The sequence below is a fragment of the Pseudomonas sp. B7(2017) genome (assembly GCF_002112745.1).
Classification (GTDB): Bacteria; Pseudomonadota; Gammaproteobacteria; order Pseudomonadales; family Pseudomonadaceae; genus Aquipseudomonas; species Aquipseudomonas ekonensis.
Map to the genome: position 1 here is coordinate 272,502 of NZ_NEIP01000003.1, position 21,549 is coordinate 294,050.

General features: G+C 67.3%; 18 protein-coding genes. 13 read left to right on the forward strand and 5 right to left on the reverse strand.

What is annotated here, in order from left to right; translation table 11 throughout:
* Positions 1–206: 206 nt before the first annotated feature.
* Positions 207–650 (reverse strand): polyketide cyclase, encoded by a 444-nt coding sequence (locus tag CAG29_RS07665; RefSeq protein ID WP_085694134.1) that lies wholly within the window; start codon positions 648–650, stop codon positions 207–209.
* A gap of 134 nt (positions 651–784) precedes the next feature.
* Between CAG29_RS07665 and CAG29_RS07670 the strand changes: the two genes are divergently transcribed.
* The 12 genes from CAG29_RS07670 (at position 785) to CAG29_RS07725 (ending at position 14,528) form a co-directional block, all read left to right on the forward strand.
* Positions 785–1,210, forward strand: a complete 426-nt coding sequence (locus CAG29_RS07670) for a YciI family protein (RefSeq protein WP_085640030.1) — start codon at positions 785–787, stop codon at positions 1,208–1,210.
* Positions 1,211–1,407: 197 nt separating this feature from the next.
* Positions 1,408–1,632, forward strand: a complete 225-nt coding sequence (locus tag CAG29_RS07675; RefSeq protein ID WP_085582484.1) for a hypothetical protein — start codon at positions 1,408–1,410, stop codon at positions 1,630–1,632.
* Positions 1,633–1,644: 12 nt separating this feature from the next.
* Positions 1,645–2,595: a transporter gene (locus tag CAG29_RS07680; RefSeq protein ID WP_085694137.1), complete on the forward strand. Its 951-nt coding sequence runs from the start codon at positions 1,645–1,647 to the stop codon at positions 2,593–2,595.
* Positions 2,596–2,649: 54 nt separating this feature from the next.
* A complete protein-coding gene (locus tag CAG29_RS07685; RefSeq protein WP_085632749.1) occupies positions 2,650–3,630 on the forward strand; it encodes a MoxR family ATPase in 981 nt (326 codons plus the stop codon).
* An 8-nt stretch (positions 3,631–3,638) separates the two neighbouring features.
* Positions 3,639–4,577 (forward strand): DUF58 domain-containing protein, encoded by a 939-nt coding sequence (locus CAG29_RS07690; RefSeq protein ID WP_085582478.1) that lies wholly within the window; start codon positions 3,639–3,641, stop codon positions 4,575–4,577.
* Positions 4,574–5,167 carry a DUF4381 domain-containing protein gene (locus tag CAG29_RS07695; RefSeq protein ID WP_085694139.1) on the forward strand — a complete coding sequence of 198 codons (594 nt, stop codon included), beginning with the start codon at positions 4,574–4,576 and terminating at the stop codon, positions 5,165–5,167. The genes CAG29_RS07690 and CAG29_RS07695 overlap by 4 nt, the downstream gene beginning before the upstream one ends.
* Positions 5,154–6,146 (forward strand): VWA domain-containing protein, encoded by a 993-nt coding sequence (locus tag CAG29_RS07700; protein ID WP_085694141.1) that lies wholly within the window; start codon positions 5,154–5,156, stop codon positions 6,144–6,146. The genes CAG29_RS07695 and CAG29_RS07700 overlap by 14 nt, the downstream gene beginning before the upstream one ends.
* Position 6,147: 1 nt before the next feature.
* The gene (locus CAG29_RS07705; RefSeq protein ID WP_085582472.1) at positions 6,148–7,728 is read left to right on the forward strand and encodes a VWA domain-containing protein; all 1,581 of its coding nucleotides are present in this window, start codon (positions 6,148–6,150) and stop codon (positions 7,726–7,728) included.
* Positions 7,729–7,736: 8 nt separating this feature from the next.
* Positions 7,737–9,161: a BatD family protein gene (locus tag CAG29_RS07710; RefSeq protein ID WP_085694143.1), complete on the forward strand. Its 1,425-nt coding sequence runs from the start codon at positions 7,737–7,739 to the stop codon at positions 9,159–9,161.
* Entirely contained in the window at positions 9,158–10,180 is a 1,023-nt protein-coding gene (locus CAG29_RS07715; protein WP_085694145.1) for an HAD family phosphatase, read from the forward strand. Before CAG29_RS07710 ends, CAG29_RS07715 begins: the two co-directional genes overlap by 4 nt.
* A 64-nt stretch (positions 10,181–10,244) precedes the next feature.
* Positions 10,245–11,819, forward strand: coding sequence for an arylsulfatase (locus CAG29_RS07720; RefSeq protein WP_085582466.1), 1,575 nt, complete (start codon positions 10,245–10,247; stop codon positions 11,817–11,819).
* 207 nt (positions 11,820–12,026) lie between these two features.
* The gene (locus CAG29_RS07725) at positions 12,027–14,528 is read left to right on the forward strand and encodes a fused MFS/spermidine synthase (RefSeq protein WP_085694147.1); all 2,502 of its coding nucleotides are present in this window, start codon (positions 12,027–12,029) and stop codon (positions 14,526–14,528) included.
* Positions 14,529–14,638: 110 nt separating this feature from the next.
* Here the strand turns inward: CAG29_RS07725 and CAG29_RS07730 are convergent, their stop codons facing one another.
* Complete coding sequence (locus CAG29_RS07730) at positions 14,639–15,310, reverse strand: DUF3313 domain-containing protein (protein ID WP_085632765.1); 672 nt, start codon at positions 15,308–15,310, stop codon at positions 14,639–14,641.
* A gap of 202 nt (positions 15,311–15,512) precedes the next feature.
* Here CAG29_RS07730 and CAG29_RS07735 point away from each other — a divergent pair, with 202 nt between their 5' ends.
* Positions 15,513–17,849, forward strand: a complete 2,337-nt coding sequence (locus CAG29_RS07735) for a tetratricopeptide repeat protein (protein ID WP_085694149.1) — start codon at positions 15,513–15,515, stop codon at positions 17,847–17,849.
* A gap of 108 nt (positions 17,850–17,957) precedes the next feature.
* Here CAG29_RS07735 and CAG29_RS07740 read toward each other — a convergent pair whose 3' ends face one another.
* From CAG29_RS07740 to CAG29_RS07750, 3 genes are all read right to left on the reverse strand, one after another.
* Positions 17,958–18,932: a hypothetical protein gene (locus CAG29_RS07740; RefSeq protein WP_085582458.1), complete on the reverse strand. Its 975-nt coding sequence runs from the start codon at positions 18,930–18,932 to the stop codon at positions 17,958–17,960.
* 143 nt (positions 18,933–19,075) lie between these two features.
* Complete coding sequence (locus CAG29_RS07745; RefSeq protein WP_085582456.1) at positions 19,076–19,555, reverse strand: DUF934 domain-containing protein; 480 nt, start codon at positions 19,553–19,555, stop codon at positions 19,076–19,078.
* Positions 19,552–21,225, reverse strand: coding sequence for a nitrite/sulfite reductase (locus CAG29_RS07750; RefSeq protein ID WP_085632771.1), 1,674 nt, complete (start codon positions 21,223–21,225; stop codon positions 19,552–19,554). Before CAG29_RS07750 ends, CAG29_RS07745 begins: the two co-directional genes overlap by 4 nt.
* Positions 21,226–21,549: the final 324 nt, after the last annotated feature.

Below are 21,549 nucleotides of genomic sequence, written 5' to 3' on the forward strand. Positions count from 1 at the left end.
TTTGTTGGACAGCATGCAAGAGGCCGAAGTTAACCACGAAATGCGCCGGCGACCTATGCCCGGACTGAAATTGTCATGTTTCGGCACACAAAACTGGATACAACTGCCCCCATTCATCTGTAGGAGCGAGCCTGCTCGCGATGTCCGACCGCCACCGTCGCAGTGACCGATCCGGCTCCATCGCGAGCAGGCTCGCGCCTACAGGGCTATGCGAGCAACCGCAGCATGTTGCGGTGCCGCGCCTCGAAGATCCGCCGCATGTAGCCGTTCACCAGCAGGCGTTCGCTGAAGGCGCCGCCGATGGCCGAGTAGGTCACCCAGTCGGTGTACAGCGTACCGCCCTCGCCCGTCGCCACCCGGTGTTCGTGGCGGAAGGCGCGCAACGGCCCCTTGAGCATTTCATCGACGAAATGGCTGTCCCCGGCCTCGCGGATAGTCACCGTCCAGTCCGACGGGATGAGGTTAAACATCCAGTGGCGAAAGCGAAACTGCCGCCCGGCCTCGATCCGCAGGTCGTTCAGGTCGATGTCGCCCAACGGCGCGATGCGTTCGGAAAAGATCTTCGGGAAATTGACGCCTTCCAGGCAGAAGTCCAGCACCTGCGACGGCGTACGGCCGGGAATCAGGGTGGTGAGTTCCAGAACGGGCATGGCGGAGGGTTCCTTGGGTGGGCCGGCATTTGTCAAAACGCAGGCGGGCATCTTTTATTTAGCGACGCTGTCGATTCCGGCCCCCGGCGTTCGACTAAGTGGCAAATATCCCACCCCCAGCGGAGATTCACACCATGCGATTCATGATCATCGTCAAAGCCAGCCAGGACTCCGAAGCCGGCGTCATGCCCAGCGAAGAGCTGCTCACCGCCATGGGCAACTACAACGAGGAGCTGGCCAAGGCCGGGATCCTGGTCTCGGCCGACGGCCTGCACCCCAGCAGCAAGGGCGCCCGGGTGCGTTTCTCCGGCGACAAGCGCAGCGTGATCGACGGCCCCTTCGCCGAAACCAAGGAGCTGATCGCCGGCTACTGGATCTGGGAGGTGAAATCCCGGGACGAAGCCATCGAATGGGTCAAGCGCTGCCCCAACCCGATGCCGGGCACCGACGCCGAAATCGAGATCCGCCAGGTGTTCAGCGCCGAGGACTTCGGCGCCGAGTTCACCCCCGAACTGCGCGAGCAGGAAGAGCGCATCCGCGAACAGGCGAAAAAGCACTGAACCCTTCAGGGCGGGGGCGCCGTCCCCTGCCCTTGCCCGACGTCTCCCCTCCCAAAGAATTAATCCCTGCGACTGGATAACCCCTCATTTGCTGCTAGCGTCAACAGACACTATCCACCGGCGTGAATGGAAAAGGTTCACATCGCTGCACCCAGGAATTCCGTGCCTTCCAGTACGCCACCAGGGAATCGGGAACTATGTCGAAGACAGTGGAAATCTTCGCCTTGCTGTCGACGCCTTCGCCAGCGGCCGCTGCGTGCGGCCGGCCTGGGCTGGCCCTCAGGCTCGCCGGCTACGGCCTGATGCTCACGTTCGTCAGTTGCGGCGTCGGCGCCCGTGACTTCACCGCCGGTTCCCAGGCCGCTCCGCACGTCGCCACCGCTGAACGCACCGCTCCCTCCACGACCCTTCCACACCCCTGAGCGGAGCCGTCCATGGCCAAACCCTGCGTCGTGCGCCCGCTGCTGGCGCTGTGCATGTTCTGCCCGGCGATGGCCTGGTCGGTCGAGGGCGGCGTCGGCCGCCCCATCACCGGCCAGCAGGTGTTCTCCAACGCCGGGGTGGTGCCGCCCGCGCCCGGCTGGGTCATGTCGCTGACCAGCATCTGGTACGACGGCGACATCAAGGGCAGCCGCGGCGCGCCGATCTCCGGCGCGGTCAGTGCCGGGATCGACATGAAAGTCTCCTACACCCTGGCCAACCTCACCCACGTCTGGGACACCGGCCAGGGCCGCTGGAACTATGCCTCGGCCATCGGCGTGCCGGTGCAGTACACCGACGTCACCGCCAGCGTCACCGGCCCGCGCGGACGCACCCTCGGCACGGGCGATACCGCCACCCAGTTCGCCGATGCGCTGGTGACGCCGATCGCCGCCGGCTATCACTTCGACGAACTCAACCACATCGCCTTTTCCCTGCCGGTCTACGTGCCCACCGGGGCCTACGACAAAGACCGGCTCGCCAACGCCGGGCAGAACACCTACACCTTCATGCCCACCGTGGCCTTCACCCACCTGGACGGCAAGGGCGGCGAGTTCACCGTCTCAAGCGGGCTGGAGTTCTACACCCGCAACGACGCCACCGACTACCGCAACGGCACCCTCTTCACCCTCGACGCGATGTGGACGCATGGCTTCGGCAACGGCTGGAACGCCGGGCTGGCGGCCGGTTACGTGCAGCAGATCAGCGACGACAAGGGCGACACCGCCGACACGCTCAACGGCTTTCGCGGGCGCTCCGTGGGCGCCGGCCCCGTGGTCGGCTGGAGCGGCAAGTTCGCCGACGCCCAGGCCAGCGTCAACGCCCGCTGGGTGCCGGAGTTTGACACCAAGAACCGTCCGGAGGGCAACGGCGTCGCGGTCAACCTGACGCTGGCGTTTTTCTAGTTCCGCCGGGCGGTGCCGTTTTTTGTACGATGTCCTGAGTTAAGGAAACGCCTCATGACTGCACTGACTGACCTCAACGCGCTGCAAGCGAACATGGCCGAAGCGGTGCTCGGCCAGGACCGAGTGATCCGCCAGATCCTGCTCGGCCTGCTCGCCAACGGTCATCTGCTGCTGGAAAGCCTGCCGGGGCTGGCCAAGACCCGCACGGTCAAGGCGCTGTCCCGGCACCTGGACGCGAAGATGAGCCGCATTCAGTTCACCCCGGATCTGTTGCCCTCGGACATCACCGGCGCCGAAGTGCTGCACCAGGTCGAGGGCCGTAACGAGATCCGCTTCCAGCCGGGGCCGCTGTTCGGCAACCTGATCCTCGCCGACGAGATCAACCGCGCCCCGGCCAAGGTGCAGGCCGCCCTGCTCGAAGCCATGGAGGAACGGCAGATCACCGTGGCCGGCAACAGCCATGCGCTGCCGGATCTGTTCATCGTGGTGGCCACCCAGAACCCCATCGAACAGGAAGGCACCTACCCGCTGCCGGAAGCGCAGATGGACCGGTTCCTGATGAAGGTGCTGCTGGACTACCCCAGCGCCGAGGACGAAAGCCAGGTGCTGCGCCTGCTGCGCGCCGAGGAGTCCGCCCAGGTCGCGAACGCCTCCCCGGCCAACGGTTTCAACCTGGCCCAGGAGGTGATCTTCGCCGCCCGCCGGGAAGTCAGCGCGGTGCACGTCTCCCCGGCGATCGACCGTTACCTGATCGACCTGATCAACGCCACCCGCCATCCCGCCGACTACGACGAAGACCTGGGCCGCTGGATCGCCATCGGCGCCAGCCCCCGGGGCGGCATCGGCCTGGACCGTTGCGCCCGGGCCGACGCCTGGCTGCAGGGCCAGGACTTCGTGTCGCCGGACAATGTGCGCGCCGTGCTGCACCCGGTGCTGCGCCACCGTCTGCAGTTGAGCTACGACGCGGTGGCCGACGGCGTCAGCGCCGATCAGGTGCTCGACCGGATCCTCGACCGCGTGGCGATTCCCGCCTGAGGTGACCTATGGACAGCAGCGACGGACGGGTCTACGTGTCGCTGGCGCAACTGATGGCGCTGGAATTTCAGGCCCGTGGCCTGAGCTTTCCGGCCCGCCAGCCGCGCAGCAGCATCCTGTCCGGCAGCCATGCCTCGCGCCTGCGCGGGCGCGGCCTGAACTTCGACGAGTTGCGCCGCTACCAACCCGGCGACGACCTGCGCCACCTGGACTGGCGCGCCTCCTTGCGCACCGGCAGACCGGTGGTGCGCACCTTCACCGAGGAGCGCGACCGGCCGGCGCTGATCGTGGTCGATCAGCGCATGTCGATGTTCTTCGGCTCCCGCCGCAGCTTCAAGTCCGCCCTCGCCGCCGAACTCGGCGCGCTGGCGGCGTGGATGGTGTTTCACGCCGGCGACCGGGTCGGCGGGCTGGTGTTCAACGACCGCTCAATCGAGACCGTCGCACCGTTGCGCAGCCGCCAGCGGGTGCAGGCGCTGTGCAGCCGCATGGTCGAGCAGAACAACGCCCTCAATGCCGGCAATCCGGACGCCGAGGATGAGGATCAGTTGGACAAGGCTTTGCTGCGCTGCCTGGCGCTGGCCGGCCACGACCATTTGATCTGCATCGTCAGCGACTTCGCCGGGGCCGGCGACCGCACCCTACAACGGCTGCGGCAACTGGCGGCGCACAACGATGTGATCGCCTTGCAGGTCTACGACCCAATGGCCCTGAAGCTGCCGGACCGGGGCCGATTGCGGGTGACCCAAGGCCGCTTGCAGGTGGAGCTGGCCGTCGGGCAACGCCACGTTCACCAGCCGCTGGAGGACTTCTTCAGCGGCCGGCTCAAGGACGTCGCCGACCTGCTGCGGCGCAGCCAGGTGCCGCTCATGATGTTCAGCACCGCCGAAGAGGCGTCTGTGCAGTTGCGCAGCGAACTCGGCAAATCCGCCGGCCCGCGGCCATGAATCCGAACGTGCCGGACATCGCCCAGCTCAAGGAACTGGGCCTGCCCGCGCCGGTCAGCTATGCGCCGCAGACCTGGGGCTGGTGGGCGTTGCTGGCGCTGCTGCTGGCGGCCGCGGCCCTTATCGGCTTTCGCCGTTACCGGCAGTGGCAGCGCAACCGCTACCGTCGCGAAGCGCTGCTGCGCCTGGCGCAACTGCGCAGCCGCAGCGACGACCTGCGCGCCTTGCGCGAACTGCCGGAGCTGCTCAAGCGCGTCGCCCTCTCCATGCCCGTTCCCGCCCGCAAAACCCACCTTGCGGGAGCGGGCTTGCCCGGGAAGAGGACGGTACATTCGGCATCGGTGTTGTCTGAGCGGACGCCTTCGCGGGCAAGCCCGCTCCCACAGGGGCCTGCGGCGCTGGGCGACCGTGAATGGCAGCGTTTTCTGGAGCAGCATTGCGCCAGTCCGCTCCCCCCGGACTTCAGCCACCGCCTCGGCCAGCTCGCCTACGCCCCGGACACGGTGCTGCAAGCCCTCCCCGAGGCGCAGCGGCAAACGCTGTTCGACCTCTGCCAGACCTGGGTGGAGCGTCATCATGTGGCAGCTTGACTACCCTTGGCTATTGCTGGCGCTGCCGCTGCCGTGGCTGGCCTACCGCTGGCTGCCGCCCTACTGCGAAGCCCGCAGCGCGGTGCGTGTGCCCTTCTTCGGCGCCCTGAGCCGCGCCGTGGGCCAGAGGCCCGACACCGCCGGCAGCCGCCGCAACCGCGCACAACTGGCCCTCAATGTCGTGGTGTGGGGGTTGCTCCTGCTCGCCACCGCCCGCCCGGTCTACGTGGACCCCCCCCTCGAACGCCGTCAGCCGGTGCGCGACCTGATGCTGGCCATCGACCTCTCGCAGTCGATGGAAACCGAAGACTTCACCGATCCCGAAGACCGCAAGACCAATCGCCTGGCGGCGGTCAAAGACGTGGTGCGCGGCTTCATCGACAAGCGCAAGGACGATCGCCTGGGCCTGATCGTGTTCGGCAGCGGCGCCTACCCCCAGGCCCCGCTGACCCTCGACCACGCCAGCCTGTCGCTGCTGCTGGACGACACCGGCATCGGCATGGCCGGCCCCAACACCGCCATCGGCGACGCCATCGGCCTGAGCCTGAAACTGCTGGAGCAGGCCCACGAACAGGAGAAAGTGCTGATCCTGCTCACCGACGGCAACGACACCAGCAGCGCCATCACCCCGGACCATGCCGCCGAGATGGCGGCGGACAAAGGTGTAGTGATCCATACCATCGGCATCGGCGATCCGGACGCGTCCGGGGAAGCCAAGGTCAATCTGCGCAGCCTGGAACAGATCGCCAAGACCACCGGCGGCCGGTTCTTCCGCGCCGAGGACCGCGCAGCCCTGGATGAGGTCTACGACACCCTGGACCGCCTCACCCCGCATCAGGTGAAGACCCTCAGCCACCGGCCGAAACGGGCGCTGTTCCAGTGGCCGCTGGGCGCGGCGCTCGCGCTGCTGGCGGTGTATCACCTCGGTGCGGCGCTGCGGCCACGGTTGGCGCTGCTGCACCAGCGGCAGGAGGCTTGAGATGGAATTGAGCCTGGGCGACTTCCATTTCCTGCGGCCCTGGTGGCTGGCGCTGGCGGCGGCCGGGGCGCTGTCGCCGTGGCTCTGGCGACGCGGCCGGGATCTGCAGCGGCGCCTGCGCGGCGACATCGCCGAACACCTGCTGACGCATCTGCTGGTGACCCCGAGCGACCGCCAACGCTGGCGGCCGGTGCACCTGCTGTGCGCCCTGTCGGTGCTCGGCGGTGTGGCGGCGGCCGGCCCGACGTGGGAACAGGACCGGCCCGACTTTCTGGAGAACCGCGCGCCGCTGATCGTGGCGGTGGACCTGTCCCCGTCGATGGACGCCAGCGACGTACCGCCCACCCGCCTGGAGGCGACCAAGCACAAGCTGCACGACCTGATCCAGCGCCGCACCGGGGCCCGTACCGCCCTGATCGCCTATGCCGGCAGCGCCCATCTGGTGTTGCCGCCCACGGACGATCCGGCCTTGCTCGACACGTTTATCCAGGCCCTGGGCACCGGCCTGATCGACAAACCGGGCAAAGACGTCCTCGCGGTGATCGGCCAGGCCAAACGCCTGCTCGACGCCGAGAAATCTCCCGGCAGCCTCTTGCTCATCACCGACGGCGCCGACCGCGCGCAGTTCGACAGCCTCGGCAAAGCGCTGCAGGGCAGCGACCTGCAAGTGTTGGTGTTGGCGGTCGGCAACGAGGACGGCGGAATCATCCGCAACACCGACGGCCAGCCCCGTGCCGATGCCGCCGGGCGCCCGGCGCTGGGCCGGTTCGAGCAGGCGGCGATCGAACAGTTGGCCTCGGCGGTCGACGGGCCGCTGGGCAGCCTGAGGCCGGACGATGACGACCTGGACTGGATCGAACTGCACGCCCGCCAGCATTTTCGCAGCGCCAGCGCCGAACAGCGCGACCTGCGCTGGAAGGACGCCGGCTACTGGCTGTGCTGGCCGTTGCTGCTGCTTGCGCTGGTCAATGTGCGCAAGGGCTGGAGCGTGAACTGGATGCCCGCCGTGCTGCTGACGGCCGCGGTCGGCTGGCCCTCGGCTCCGGCGCAGGCCAACGGCTTGACCGATGCCTTCTTCACCCGCGACCAGCAGGGACGCTGGGCCTTCGAGCACCAGCACTATCCGCAGGCCGCCGCGCTGTTCACCGATCCGTACTGGAAAGGCATCGCCGCCTACCATGCCGCCGACTACGATCTGGCCCTGGCGACCTTCGCGCGGCTGGACACGCCTGAAGCGTATTTCTACCTGGGCAACATCCATGTGCGCCGCTTCAAGTTCGACCAGGCGATCGCCGCCTACACCCTGGCCCTGAAACGACAACCGCAGTTCCCCGAAGCCAGCGCCAACCTGGCCCTGGCCATCGCCTTGCAGAAGGACACAGAAAGCGCCGACCAGAACACGCCGCAGACTCCACCCGACGAGGTGAAGTTCGACAAGACCCTGGGCAAGGGCGAGAGCAAACCGGTCGCCACGCAACAGGCGACGTCCGATGCGCTGTGGCTGCAGAACCTCACCACGTCCCCGGCAAAGTTCCTCAGGCAGAAGTTCAGCCTGCAGGATCAAGCGCAGGCCCGGCCATGAACCTTGCCATGAACCCTGTGGGAGCCAGCCTGCTGGCGATGGCGCCCGTGAAGACACCACCGGCGTCCGACCTTCGCAATGCGCCCACCTGTGGGAGCGGGCTGGCCCGCGATGAGGCCCGCCCATCCACCGCCAGGTTCTGCACCCTGCTCGCGCTCGCGCTGTTCTGCCTCAATGCCCTCGCCGACCCGCAACTCAAAATCCGGGCCCGCCTCCTGCCCGCCGACGGTGCCTTGGTCGGCGGGCAGGTGGCGCTGCAACTGGACGTGCTCACCGACACCTGGTTCACCGGCGCCCCGACCCTGCCCGAGCTCAAGCTCGACGGCGCCCGGGTGCTGCCGCCGGACGGCCAGGCCGACCACCTGAACCAGACCCTCGACGGCCAGGCGTTCACCGGCATGCGGTTCACCTACCTGATCACCCCGACCGCCGCAGGCGGCTTCGACATCCCGGCCTTGACCGTGCGCGCCACACCCGGCCAGGCCACGGCCGAACTGAGCGGACAAAGCCAGCCGCTGCATTTCGAAGCGGCAACCCCGCCGGGCTTCCTTCCGGGGGAAACGCCGCTGGTGGCCTCGGCCCTGCGCCTGAGCCAATCCGTCGACAAACCGGACACCCCGCTCAAGATCGGCGACAGCCTCACCCGGCGGTTGACCCTGCAGGCCGACGACACCCTGGCCATGACCCTGCCGCCGCCTGAACTGGGCGAAGTCGCCGGGCTGAGCCGGTACCCGCAGCCCCCACAGGTCAGCGACCTCGACGACGGCCGCGGCCATCGGCTGGGCGGGCAACGGATCGATGCCGTCAGCTACCGCATCGACACGGCCGGCACGCACACCCTGCCCGCCGTAGCGGTGAAGTGGTGGGACAGCGGCACCCGGCAGATGCGCACGGCGCAGGTTCCGGCGGTGACTTTCGAGGCCGGCGCCAACAGCGCCTATCGACCCGTGTTCTCCATCGCCGAGGATCTGCGGCGGCTGGGCGAAGGTCGTTTGTCTGTCTCCACACGCTGGCTCGGCTGGCTGGCGGCGCTCGGTGCGTTGATCGGCCTGGGCGCGCTCGCCCGCCCTGCGCTGCTGCGCGCTTACCGTGGCTGGCAGGCTCGCCGGCAGGCACGGCAACTCGCCTGGCGGCAATCGGCCGACTGCGCCTGGCAACAGATCAGACCGCAGCTCGAACACCGGCCGGCGCAGTTGAGCGCGCTGTACCTGTGGCTGCGCCGCTGCCGTGGCGGACTGAAACTGGCCAGCGCCAGCCCCGGCCTGCAAGCGGTGCTGCGCGGCTGCTACGGCCGCGAACCTGCCGTAGATCCGGCGCTGGACCGACTGCGCCGATCCTTGGCTACCCTGCATAGTCAGGCTGACCGACAGGGGGCCGGACCGGCGCCGGCCCTGCGCCCGCTCAACCCCGTTCACGAGAAGGATTTCCCATGAATGCCCCGGTGCTGCACCGCCAGCGATTCGGCCTGGCCCTGATCTTCGCTCTGCTGCTCCCGTTGTCGGCACCCGCCAGCGAACCCTTGCCCTCGTGGAACGAAGGGCCGGCCAAGCGCGGCATCATCGAGTTCGTGCAAGCGGTGACGGACCGGTCCAGCAAGGACTTCGTCAAACCCGTCGAACGCATCGCCGTGTTCGACAACGACGGCACGCTGTGGAGCGAGCAGCCGGCGTATTTCGAGCTGCTGTTCGCCTTCGACGAGGTCAAGCGCACCGCCGCGCAGCACCCGCAATGGAAGACCACCCAACCGTTCAAGGCCGTGCTGGAGAACGACCACCAGGCGCTGGCCGCAGCGGGCATGGACGGCCTGCTGAAGATCTTCGCCGCCACCCACACCGGCATGACCGCCGAGGCCTTCGACGACAACGCCAGAACCTGGCTGAGCCAGGCCCGCCACCCCAGGACCGGCAAGCCCTACACCGAGATGATCTTCCAGCCGATGCTGGAGATGCTCGACTACCTGCGCAGCCAGGACTTCAAGACCTACATTGTGTCCGGCGGCGAAACCGCCTTCATGCGCGCCTTCGCCGAAACGGTGTACGGCGTCCCGCCGGAGCAGGTCATCGGCACTACGTTCGTGACCGCGTTCGAATACAAGGACGGCCGGGCCTCGATCCTGCGCACGCCCAAGCTTGCGCACAACGACGACGGGCCGGGCAAGCCGGTGAGCATCGACGCCGTCATCGGCCGCCGGCCCATCCTCGCGTTCGGCAACTCCGACGGCGACCTGCAGATGCTGCAGTGGACCGCCGCCAGCCCCGGCAAGCGCCTCATGGGCCTGGTGCACCACACCGACGCCAAGCGCGAATGGGCCTACGACCGGAAGTCCGACATCGGCCGGCTGGACAAGGCCCTCGACGAAGCGAATTCCCGTGGCTGGATCGTGGTGGACATGGCGGCCGACTGGCGCCGGATCTACCCGTTCGATCCGCCCGTGCCCGAGCAAACGCAGTGAGCCACGCAAGACCGCAACAAACGCTTGTCGCACCACCCACCCCCGCGCAAAAGGAACAAGTCACATGACTCGCATACGCAAGTGGATACCGAGGCTCGCCCTGGTGGCGACATCGGTGATGGCGCTGTCGGCAACCGCCGCAGCGGCGGACAAACCCAACATCCTGGTGATCTTCGGCGACGACATCGGCCAGACCAACATCAGTGCCTACTCGATGGGCGTGGTCGGCTACAAGACGCCGAACATCGACCGCATCGCCAAGGAAGGCATGCTGTTCACCGACTACTACGCGGAGAACAGCTGCACCGCCGGCCGCTCGACCTTCATCACCGGCCAGTCGGCCCTGCGCACCGGCCTGTCCAAGGTCGGCATGCCGGGCGTGCCGGTCGGCCTGCAGGCCAGGGACGTGACCATCGCCCAGGCCCTCAAGGCCCACGGCTACGCCACCGGCCAGTTCGGCAAGAACCACCTGGGCGACAAGGACGAGTACCTGCCCACCAACCACGGCTTCGACGAGTTCTTCGGCAACCTCTATCACCTCAACGCCGAGGAGGAGCCTGAGCGCCCCTACTGGCCGAAGGATGACGCCGATTTCGTCAAGGCCGCGTCCCCCCGTGGCGTGATCCACAGCTTCGCCGACGGCAAGATCGAAGACACCGGCGCGCTGAACAAGAAACGCATGGAAACCATCGACGACGAAACCACCGCCGCCGCCCAGGCGTTCATCGAGAAGCAGGCCAAGGCGGACAAGCCGTTCTTCGTCTGGATGAACACCACCCGCATGCACGCCTTCACCCATGTGCGCGAGTCCATGCAGGGGCAAAGCGGCATGCCCGGCAACGAGTACGCCGACGGCATGCTCGAACATGACGGCGACGTGGGCAAGCTGCTCAAGACCCTGGACGACCTGAAGATCGCCGACAACACGATCGTGGTCTACACCACCGACAACGGGCCCAACCAATGGTCGTGGCCGGACGCGGCGACCACCCCGTTCCGCAACGAGAAGAACTCCAACTGGGAAGGCGCCTACCGGGTGCCGGCGATGATCCGCTGGCCGGGCAAGGTCAAGGCCGGCGAAGTGTCGACGCAGATGGTCTCCGGCCTGGACTGGTTCCCCACCCTGCTGGCCGCCGTCGGCGACACCGACATCAAGGAACGCTTGCTTAAAGGCGCCGACGTCGGCGGGAAGAACTTCAAGGTGCACCTGGACGGTTTCAACCAGCTCGACTACCTGACCGGCAAGACCGACAAGAGCGCCCGCACCGAGTTCTACTACTTCAACGACGACGGCGAACTGGTGAGCATGCGCTACGACAACTGGAAGATCGTGTTCTGCGAACAGCGCGCCCCCGGCGGGTTCAAGGTCTGGAGCGAACCGTTCACCTGCCTGCGCGTGCCGAAGATCTTCAACCTGCGCATGGATCCGTACGAACGCGCCGACGTCGTGTCGGACCAGTACTACGACTGGCTGGCGAAGAACGACTACCTGCTGTTCGACGCCATCCGCCGTTCCGCCGCGTTCCTGCAGACCTTCGTCGAGTACCCGCCGAGCCAACGCCCGGCGAGCTTCAGCATCGACCAGATTCGTGAGGAGGTGGACAAGAAAATCGCCGAGAAAATGAAGGCCACCAAGTAACAACGCCGGACTGCCGCCCGCCCGTTGCGGCGGGCGGCCCCCATTCGTTGGAGACCGCGTCGGCGCCCTTCGCCAGCAGGCTGGCTCCCACAGAAGTTTCGGGTGAATGCAGCCTCTGTGTTCACCGCAGAACCCTGTGGGAGCGGGCTTGCCCGCGATGAGGCCCGCGCAGTCACCGAGACTTCCAAACCCGATCAAGGCCCGCGCATGCCCACACGCACCGCCAGCAAGACCCCGACCCTCGCCGTCGCCCGCGCCCCCGCGCTGTCGATCCCGGCCTTGCTGCTGTGCCTCTCCGGCGCCGCCGCCCTGGTGTACCAGGTGCTGTGGATCAAGCAGCTGTCCCTGGTGGTCGGCGTCGAGGTCTTCGCCATCACCCTCGGCATCAGCGCCTTCTTCGCCGGCCTGGCACTGGGCGGATGGGCCTTCGGACGCTGGGCGGACCGCCTGCCCGCCCCCGTGCCGCTGTACGCCGGGCTCGAAGTGCTGGTGGCCGTGACCGGCGTCGCCGCCACCTTCGCGCTTAGCCTGAGCGCCCCGGCCTTCGCCTGGCTGCAGCAGCACATTGGCCTGGCGGCCTGGCTGTTGCCGTTCGCCCTGGTCGGCCTGCCGGCGGTGCTGATGGGCGGCACCCTGCCGGTGCTGGTGCGGGCGCTGGCGGCGGATCCGGGCAAGGCCGGTGGCCAGTTGTATGCGGCCAACACCCTGGGCGCGATTGTCGGCACCCTGCTCGCCGCGTTCGTGCTGATCGCCGCCCTCGGTGTGCGCGGCAGCGCGTGGGCGGCGGCGATGCTCAACCTGCTGGCCGCCGCCGGTGCGCTGGGATGGCAGCGCCGCTGCCCGGTGCCGGACGAAGCGCCGGCCAAATCCCATGCAAGCAAGGTCGTCCCGGATCGCACCGCCCTGTGGCTGTATGGCGTCGCCGGCGGCGTGGCGCTGGGGTATGAGGTGGTCTGGTCGCAGTCGATCGTGCCGTTCATGAGCACCCGCACCTATGCCTTCGCCGTGGTCCTGGCCACCTACCTGAGCGGCCTGTTCCTGGGCAGCGCCCTGCTCGCCCGCCGGGTGGAGCGCATCCGCGATCCGTGGGGCGCATTCGGTCTGCTAATCACCGGCGCCGGGCTGCTGGCGCTGCTGGAGTTCGCCGTGCTGGGCCGCTGGCTGGTGATCGCGCAAGGCCAGGCCGAAGTCTGGCTGCTGGCCCTGGGCGCCAGCGAACTGGCCGGCATGAGCGCACGCTTTGCGGTGGCCGCGGTGAGCATCGTGTTCGTGCCGACCCTGTTGCTGGGGGCGGCGTTTCCGTTGGCGCTACGCCTGAGCGTCGGCCCCGGCCACGTCGGCCGGGACGTCGGCGCGGTGGTGGCGTTCAACACGCTGGGCGGGATCGTCGGGGCGATGCTCTGCGGTTTTGCGCTGATCCCGTGGCTGGGGCTGATCCGCACGCTGGGGCTGCTGGCCGTGGTGGCGGCCGCTGTGGGCTGGCTGGCGGTGCGCAAGGGGCACCACGTCAAGAAAGGCCGGCGCCAGGCTGTGGCCGCTCTGGGGCTGGTGTCCGTCGCGCTGGCCCTGCTGATCCCCGCCGACAGGCTCGCGGCGCTGCTGCCCGGCGCGCGCAACGGCACGCTGGCGTTCTATGAGGAAGGCCGGGGCGGCACGGTGGCCGTGGTCACCCAGGGCCGAGGCCAGAACGCGTTCCGGCGCCTGTACATTCAAGGCGTGTCCAACACCGGCGATGCCATGCCGTCGCTGCGCTATATGCGGATCCAGGCGTTGCTGCCGTTGCTGATCCACAACGGCGAACCGCGCTCGGCGCTGGTGATCGGCTTCGGCACGGGCATCACCGCCGGCGCGCTGCTGCGCTATCCGGGGCTTGAGCACCGGGTCGTCGCGGAACTGCTGCCGTCGGTGCTCAAGGCGGCGCCGTTGTTCAAGGGCAACTTCAATGCCGCCGCCGATCCCGGCGTCGAAGTGCGCCTGCGCGACGGCCGCCAGGAACTGCTGCGCAGCCCGCAGACCTACGACCTGATCACCCTCGAACCGCCGCCGCCCTCCGCCGCCGGAGTGGTCAACCTGTATTCCCGGGACTTCTACCGACTGGCCGCCAGTCGCCTCGAACGCAAAGGCCTGGTCGCCCAATGGCTGCCGTTGCCGACCCAGAACATCGACGACACCCGTTCCCTGGTGCGCAGCTTCCTCGACGTGTTTCCCCACGCCACGCTATGGACCAGCGAGTTCCATGAAATGCTCTTGGTGGGTTCCCTCGAACCGATCGCCCTGGACGCGGCGACCATCACCCGGCGCCTCGAACAGGACAGCGTGCGCAGCGCGTTGCAGGAGGTGGGCATCGGCTCGGCGCCGGCGTTGCTGGCGACCTGGGTCACCGACCGCGCCGGGCTCGAACGCTTTGCCGCCGATGCGCCGGCGGTGACCGACGACCGCCCCCGGATCGAATACGCACCCTGGGTGCGCGCCAAGGAGATCAGCCGGGTGCTGCCGGCGCTGCTGGATCTGCACGTCGAGCCGCCGCTGGTGAACGCCGACGCCGGATTCGACACCCGCCTGCAAGCGCACCGCCAGCGCCTGATGCAGTTCTACCGGGCGAGCCTGCACGCCTACGACGGCGACCGCGAGGCGTGGGGCCGGGATATCCGAGAGGTCATGCAGGGCGATGGCGGGAACCCTTACTTCCGCTGGTTCACCGGGCAGTGAGGCCGCGCGTGCAGCGTCGGCAGGCTGGCTCCTGCGATCTTCCGGGAGCCAGAGCGAGCGTCAGGCCACAGCGCGGCGCAACGAGCCGCCGCGCATGAAGGCCCGTTCCGTCATTTGGCCTTGAGCTTGAGGTAGGACTGGTGCATGTCCGCCGCCCAGCCGTCGATCACGGCTTTCACGTCGTCGGCCTTCATCACCTGGGCGTCGTTCTCCAGCGGCTTGCCGGTGCCTTTGCGCACCACCTGGGCGACCACCTTGTTGTTGCCGCCGTCGAGGAACACCGCCTCGGTGGCCAGGGTGGTTTCCTGGTCGCGGATGCCGCTGGCGGTGCTGACCGCAGCGGCCACCAGGGCGATCGGGATCACTTCATAGGGCTTGAGGCCTTCGGTCTTGCTGCTCACGGCGGTGATCGCCGCCCGCACCACGATCACGCCAGGGCCCGGGCCGTTGGCCAGCGGCAACGACTTGCCGATCTCACGCTTGAGCGCCTGGTCGTAATAGCCGGTGATGCCGTTGAGGGTCTGCTGCGGAATCTTCGCCGTCGGCTGCGGCTTGGGGTACAGCTGGGTCGGTTCGACGTAGACGCTGCTGAACTTGTTGATGTCCAGCTTGGGATCGACCCAGCGCATCACCGTGGCGCCGGAAGGCGACTTGGCTTCCTTCAGCTGGCTGTAGTCCTTGAGGAAGCCGGAGTACTGATCCGGCTCGACGACTTTGCTGGAACACCCCGTCACGGCAAGCGCAGCGACGCACACGGTGCTCATCATCAATGCAAGCTTCATGTCTGTAACTCCTGTCAGAAGGCCGGAAATATTGCTTGAGGGGAGTTACAGGTATAGCTAAAACCGCACGGTTTGCTCTTGCATGCGGCAACATTCGCTTGGGTTCGGCTCCGGCATTTGACAGAAGCCCGGCCTGCGACAAAGCTCCATCAAGCTTGAACGCGCGCCAGACGGCCCCTGCACACGGATCACGGAAGCCGCAATGCCCAAGCCCAAAGACAAAGCCGCGCCGCAGCAGCCTGATGCCTCACCGAACCTGATTTCACATCGTCTGTTTCCTGCCGCCATCGGCCTGCTGCTGGTGACCGTGGCGGCCATCGGTTGGTATCTGTTCACCCCCGCCCCGTCGCCGGGTCGGCCTGTGCCCGTCGCCTCGACCGTCAAACCGGCACCCGCCGGACCGGCCACGTTCGTGGACGAGCGCCAGTGCCAGGGTTGCCACAGCGCCGAGGCCAAGGACTGGCAAGGCTCCCACCATCAATTGGCAATGCAGTCGGCGACCGCCGAGACGGTGCTGGGCGACTTCAACGACGCCGGTTTCCGGGGCGAGCACGAGACCACCCGCTTCCTGCGCAAGGGCGATGCCTTCTGGGTCAATACGCCGGGGGCCGACGGCAAGAACGCCGATTTCAAGGTCGCCTACACCTTCGGCATCGCGCCGCTGCAGCAGTACCTGATCGACGTCGGCGACGGCCGCCTGCAGGCCCTCGGCGTGGCCTGGGATACCGAGCAGCGGCGCTGGTTCCACCTCTATCCGGGCCAGGGCGTGGACTTCAAGAACCCGCTGCACTGGAGCAAACCAGCGCAGAACGCCAACTTCATGTGCGTCGAATGCCACACCACCGGCTACAGGCGCAACTTCGATGCCGCGTCCGAAACCTTCGCCAGCCAATGGAACAGCCTGGGCGTCGGTTGCCAGGCCTGCCACGGCCCGGCGTCGAACCACCTGCAATGGACGGCGCAGAAAGGCGACCTGATCCACGCCGGCTTCGCCGTGGACCTGAAGAACCGCGACGCCACCGTCGAGATCGAGACCTGCGCCCGTTGCCACGCCCGCCGCGCACCGCTGGGCGACGGCTACACCGTGGGCAAACGGTTGATGGACGATTATCTGCCCAGCGTGCTCACCCGCGAGCTCTATGCCCTGGACGGCAAGATCAAGGACGAGGTGTTCGAGCACGGCTCGTTCGCCCAGAGCAAAATGTTCGACAAGGGCGTGCGCTGCAGCGACTGCCACAACCCTCACAGCGGCGCACTCAAGGCCCCCGGCAACGGCGTGTGCCTGCAATGCCACAACCCGGCGGGCACGACGCCGGTTCAAGGCGTGGACGGCAAGGGGCTGCAGGCCAAGCGCTACGACGCCGTCGAACACACCCGCCACGCCATGGGCCAGCCCGGTTCGCAATGCGTGGATTGCCACATGCCGGGCAAGTTCTACATGGGCAACGACTTTCGCCATGACCACAGCTTCAGCCTGCCGAACCCCGAGCGGGCCGCCCGCCTCGGCACACCGGATGCCTGCCTGAACTGTCACCAGGGCAAGGACGGCGACAAGGTCACGGCACAGTTCAGGCAGTGGAACGCCTCAAACGGCCCGCAGGCGCCGCGCTACGACGAGAGCCTGCACCAGGTCCGCAACGGCTTGCCGGGCGCCGCCCAGGCGTTGCAGGCACAGTTGCAGCGCAGCAACCTGCCGGCGATCCAACGCGCGACCCTCCTGGCGGAACTGCCGCTGTACCCGAGCGAACAGGCTTTGAAACTGGCGACGCAGGACCTCAAGCACCCCGCCCCTCAAGTGCGCGAAAGCGCCGTGCGGGCGGTCAGCGCATTCGTGCCGCCGGCGGAGCGCGCACCGCTGCTGACAGCGCTTTTGGCCGACCCGGTGAAGGCCGTGCGCATCGCCACCGCCAGGGAACTGCTCGGCAGCGCGCGCGGCGGCCTGGGCACCGCGCAGGCCCGGTGGGACGCGGCGATCGGCGAATACGAAGACGTACAGAAGCACCTCGCCGAACGGGCCGAAGCCAATCTCAACCTGGCCCTGCTGTACCAGGCCAGCGGCCGCAGCGCGGAGGTCGAAGGATTGCTGCGCGCGGCGCTCAAGCGCGATCCGGACTTCCATCCGGCGCAAGTGACGCTGGTGCAGTGGCTGGAGGCCAACGGCCGACGGCAGGAGGCACAAACGCAGCTCGCCGCCAGCCTCAAGGCGCATCCCGACAGCGCCTTGCTGCAGCACGCCCAAGGGCTGGCGCTGATCCGCGCCGGCAAGCCCGGCGAGGCGATGCCGGCGCTGCGCGAAGCCGCCAGGCTGGAGCCGCAGAACGCCCAGTACGGTTATGTGCTGGGCGTGGCGCTGCATGAGAGCGGCAAGGTGGACGAGGCGTGCGCACAGCTGGAACAGGTGCTCAAGGCGCAGCCGGCGAACCGCAATGCGCGGCTGTCGCTGATCCAGTATTACCTCGACAGCGGACAGGAGCCCAAGGCCCAGGCCGTCATGCAGGGCTGGAAGCAGCTGAACCCCGGTGACCCGGCCCTGAAATGACTGCGGGCCCACTGAATCTGTGGGAGCCAGCCTGCTGGCGATGGCGCCGGTGAGGACGCTGCGGGGCAGAACCAAGGCCTGCACAACCACGGCAGGCCCCGGCCCCGATCACCAGGACGACGTCGCCCCGCTCCGCAACGCCATCTCCCGCCGGCTGTGGGCCTTCATCGCCTTGATCAGCGACACCGACCCTACCAGCAGGATCGCCGCGCCGAACAGGAAGTCGATGTTGTACAGCTCGAAATCCTTCACCGGCCCCACCAGCACCGTGCGCACCACGGCGATGCCCACCAGCGTGGCGAGGAAGTCGATCCCCGGCTCGTCGCGGTAGAACACGTGCATCAGCGGCAGGCACAGGATCAGCAGGAGCAACAGCACCACCACCTTGAACGCACCCTTGCGCTCGACGCTGAAGGCGCATTCGTGGGGGCCGTAGGCCTTGTAGTCTTCGTCGCGGATCATCGAGTTCTTCTCGTTGATGTACTCGACGCGGTTGTACTTCTGGATCGGCGTGAAGGTGTTGGACATCTCCATCTGCGTGGTGATGTTCTTGAAGCGCAGGTCGATGCGCTCGTTGCCCTTGAGGTAATACAGCACCGGCTTGTAGCCGTAGCGGTAAGTGTCGAAGGGAAACGCGGCGACCTGGCCCTGAACCCCGATGGGGCGCGGCTCAAGCTCGGCGAAGGCGCTCTTGTCGGTCGCCGACAGGTTGCGGCTCAGGGGCTGCACCTTCACCTGTTCGAGGAAGATCGGCGTCACGCCGTAGGACCACTGCAGCGGCTCCAGACGCAGGCGCAGTTCGTTGCGGCCCAGGTCGTAGCGGTTGAAGGTGCGTTCGGACACCACCACCGAACCGCTGAGCATGAACTCGCCGCGCAGGTTGTTGGTGATGCGCAGGGTCAACTGGTCCTTGCCCAGCAACGCCGCTTCGCCGGACGGCGGCGTGCCGCACCAGGCCCGGCTGTCGCCGGCGCCGCCCAGTTGGCCGTCGCGGTTTTCGTTGAACACATAAAAGTAACTGGCCCACAGCGTCAGCATCAAAAGCAACGCAGTGAGGCCGAGGATTTTTTTGCCCGCAGCCACAAACAGACTCCCTTCTTCGTTCCGTCGTCCAGCCGAAAACCCGCTGGCGCCAAGGACTCTACCAAAAGGCCATCACCGACCCAAGGAAAAATCCCCGATTGAAGGCGGTTCTAGGGGTTTCCCCTGTGCAGGGGTTGCTGTGGCTACCGCCGGCGGAACAGCGGCCGCGGTTCGATCACCGAGCGGCCGTACTGCACGCTCATCCCGGCCAGGCCCTTGAGCGCGTCTTCGGCGCACTTGTCCTCGCGCACGGCGAAGCTGTCGAAGCCGCACTGGCGCATGTGGCTGAGCTGGTCGCGCAGCACGTCGCCGATGGCCCGCAGTTCACCGGCCCAGCCGAAGCGGCTGCGCAGCAGGTAGGCCTGGCTGTAGGCGCGGCCGTCGCGAAAGCTCGGGAAGTCGAGGGCGATCAGCGGCAGCGAGGCCAGCCACGGGACGAGGCTTTCGACCTCGTCGTCCGGGCCCAGCCACACCGCGTGGGTGGAAGGCGACTCCAGCCAGTGGGCCAGCGGCAGAATCAGCAGCCCCGCCGGCCGCGTGCCTGCCGGCTCACGCACGAGCGTCCACGGGTCGTCCGCCACGATCCGCGCCCCGCCCTCTTCCAGCCGCAGCAGATTGTTCATGCCGTCGCCTCCAGCGCCTTGGGGTAGACCCGTTCCTTGAACGGCTCCAGGCCGATCCTCGCCAGCGTATCGATGAACAGTTCCTCGCTTTCGCGGTAGCGCACGAAGGTGGCGATGATCCGCTCGATCACCTGCGGCACTTCGGCGGCGCTGAACGCAGGCCCAATGACCTTGCCCAACGTGCTGTGCTTGCCCTGGGCGCCGCCGAGGGTGATCTGGTACCACTCGCTGCCGTTCTTGTCGACGCCCAGGATCCCGATGTTGCCGATGTGGTGGTGGCCGCAGGCGTTCATGCAGCCGGAGATGTTCAGGCTGATGTCGCCCAGGTCGTGCAGGTAGTCGAGGTCCTCGAAGCGCGCCTGGATCGCCTGGGCCACCGGGATCGACTTGGCGTTGGCCAGCGCGCAGAAGTCGCCGCCGGGGCAGGCGATGATGTCGGTGAGCAAGCCGACGTTGGCGCTGCCCAGCCCTCGCTCCTGCGCTTCGAGCCACAGGGCGTGAAGCTCGGATTTGGGCACGTCCGGCAAGACGACGTTCTGCTCGTGGGCGATGCGGATCTCGCCGAAGCCGAAGCGCTCGGACCAGTCGGCCACCGCGAGCATCTGCTGGCCGGTGACGTCACCCGGCGCGGCAGCCGCGCCCGGTTTGGTCGACAGCACCACGCTGACGTAGCCCGGCACCTTGTGCGGCTGCACGTTGCGCGCGACCCAACGGGCGAACGCAGGGCTCTCGGCCAGGTGCGTGCCGAAGTCCAGGTCGGTGCCGGCAAGCGACCGGTAGGCCGGCGGCACGAAGGCACTGGCGACCCTCTGGTACTCGGCGTCGGTCAGTTGCGCCGGGCCGTCCTTGAGGTGCTGCCATTCGGCTTCAACCTCTTTGGCGAATGCCTCGATGCCCAGCGCCTTGACCAGGATCTTGATCCGCGCCTTGTACTTGTTGTCGCGCCGGCCGTGGCGGTTGTAGACCCGCAGCACCGCCTCGACGTAGGACAGCAGGTGCTGCCACGGCAAGCCGTCGCGGATCTGCAGGCCCAGGATCGGCGTGCGCCCCAACCCGCCGCCGACGATCACCCGCAGCAGCATCTGGCCGTCCCGGCCGGGGTAAAGGTACAGGCCGATGTCGTGCATCATGATCGCCGCGCGGTCCTGCCTGGCCGAGCAGATGGCGATCTTGAACTTGCGCGGCAGGAACAGGAACTCCGGGTTGATCGTCGACCACTGCCGCAGGATCTCGGCCAGCGGACGCGGGTCGATCAGCTCGTCCGCCGCCACCCCGGCGAAGGCTTCGGTGGTGATGTTGCGCACGCAGTTGCCGGAGGTCTGGATCGCATGCATGTTGACCTGCGCCAGGCGTTCGAGAATGTCCGGCACCTCCTCCAGCCTGATCCAGTTGAACTGCATGTTCTGCCGGGTGGTGAAGTGGCCGTAGCCCCGGTCGTAGTCGCTGGCGATGCCGGCCAGGGTGCGCATCTGCCCGGCGCTCAGGGTGCCGTAGGGGATCGCCACCCGCAGCATGTACGCGTGCTTTTGCATATACAGGCCGTTCTGCAGGCGCAGCGGCAGGAACTCCTCTTCGCTCAACTCGCCGGCCAGGAACCGGGCGACCTGGTCACGGAACTGCGCCACGCGCTCGAACACCAGCGCCCGGTCGTAATCGTCGTACTGATACATCGGCTACCTCATCAGGGTTTTCTGTGGGAGCGGGTTGGGTCGCGAATGCGGTGTGTCAGTTAACACACCGCATTCGCGACCCAACCCGCTCCCACAGTTATTGCTTTTGCTGAACTATGCCGATGCGGCGCAGGCCGTTACAGATTCACCTGAAACCATAAAAACCGTATCAGAGCGCGGCAGATGGCCGCAGGCAGCCTTTAAATCTGATCCGCACAAATGAAAGATTCCTGAGCCTGTTTTGTTTTCGGCAGGGTTCCTACAGTGCAGCCCATGCCGGGCCGGGTGGTTCGGCAAGCCTTTGCAACCGTGGATGAATCGACC

Coding starts and splice junctions, on each gene's coding strand:
- CAG29_RS07675 (WP_085582484.1), top strand. CDS start 1,408: ATGTCGAAGACAGTGGAAATCTTCGCCTTGCTGTCGACGCCTTCGCCA.
- CAG29_RS07725 (WP_085694147.1), top strand. CDS start 12,027: ATGCCCACACGCACCGCCAGCAAGACCCCGACCCTCGCCGTCGCCCGC.
- CAG29_RS07670 (WP_085640030.1), top strand. CDS start 785: ATGCGATTCATGATCATCGTCAAAGCCAGCCAGGACTCCGAAGCCGGC.
- CAG29_RS07665 (WP_085694134.1), bottom strand. CDS start 650: ATGCCCGTTCTGGAACTCACCACCCTGATTCCCGGCCGTACGCCGTCG.
- CAG29_RS07720 (WP_085582466.1), top strand. CDS start 10,245: ATGACTCGCATACGCAAGTGGATACCGAGGCTCGCCCTGGTGGCGACA.
- CAG29_RS07700 (WP_085694141.1), top strand. CDS start 5,154: ATGTGGCAGCTTGACTACCCTTGGCTATTGCTGGCGCTGCCGCTGCCG.
- CAG29_RS07735 (WP_085694149.1), top strand. CDS start 15,513: ATGCCCAAGCCCAAAGACAAAGCCGCGCCGCAGCAGCCTGATGCCTCA.
- CAG29_RS07710 (WP_085694143.1), top strand. CDS start 7,737: ATGAACCCTGTGGGAGCCAGCCTGCTGGCGATGGCGCCCGTGAAGACA.
- CAG29_RS07730 (WP_085632765.1), bottom strand. CDS start 15,310: ATGAAGCTTGCATTGATGATGAGCACCGTGTGCGTCGCTGCGCTTGCC.
- CAG29_RS07705 (WP_085582472.1), top strand. CDS start 6,148: ATGGAATTGAGCCTGGGCGACTTCCATTTCCTGCGGCCCTGGTGGCTG.
- CAG29_RS07690 (WP_085582478.1), top strand. CDS start 3,639: ATGGACAGCAGCGACGGACGGGTCTACGTGTCGCTGGCGCAACTGATG.
- CAG29_RS07715 (WP_085694145.1), top strand. CDS start 9,158: ATGAATGCCCCGGTGCTGCACCGCCAGCGATTCGGCCTGGCCCTGATC.
- CAG29_RS07695 (WP_085694139.1), top strand. CDS start 4,574: ATGAATCCGAACGTGCCGGACATCGCCCAGCTCAAGGAACTGGGCCTG.
- CAG29_RS07745 (WP_085582456.1), bottom strand. CDS start 19,555: ATGAACAATCTGCTGCGGCTGGAAGAGGGCGGGGCGCGGATCGTGGCG.
- CAG29_RS07750 (WP_085632771.1), bottom strand. CDS start 21,225: ATGTATCAGTACGACGATTACGACCGGGCGCTGGTGTTCGAGCGCGTG.
- CAG29_RS07685 (WP_085632749.1), top strand. CDS start 2,650: ATGACTGCACTGACTGACCTCAACGCGCTGCAAGCGAACATGGCCGAA.
- CAG29_RS07680 (WP_085694137.1), top strand. CDS start 1,645: ATGGCCAAACCCTGCGTCGTGCGCCCGCTGCTGGCGCTGTGCATGTTC.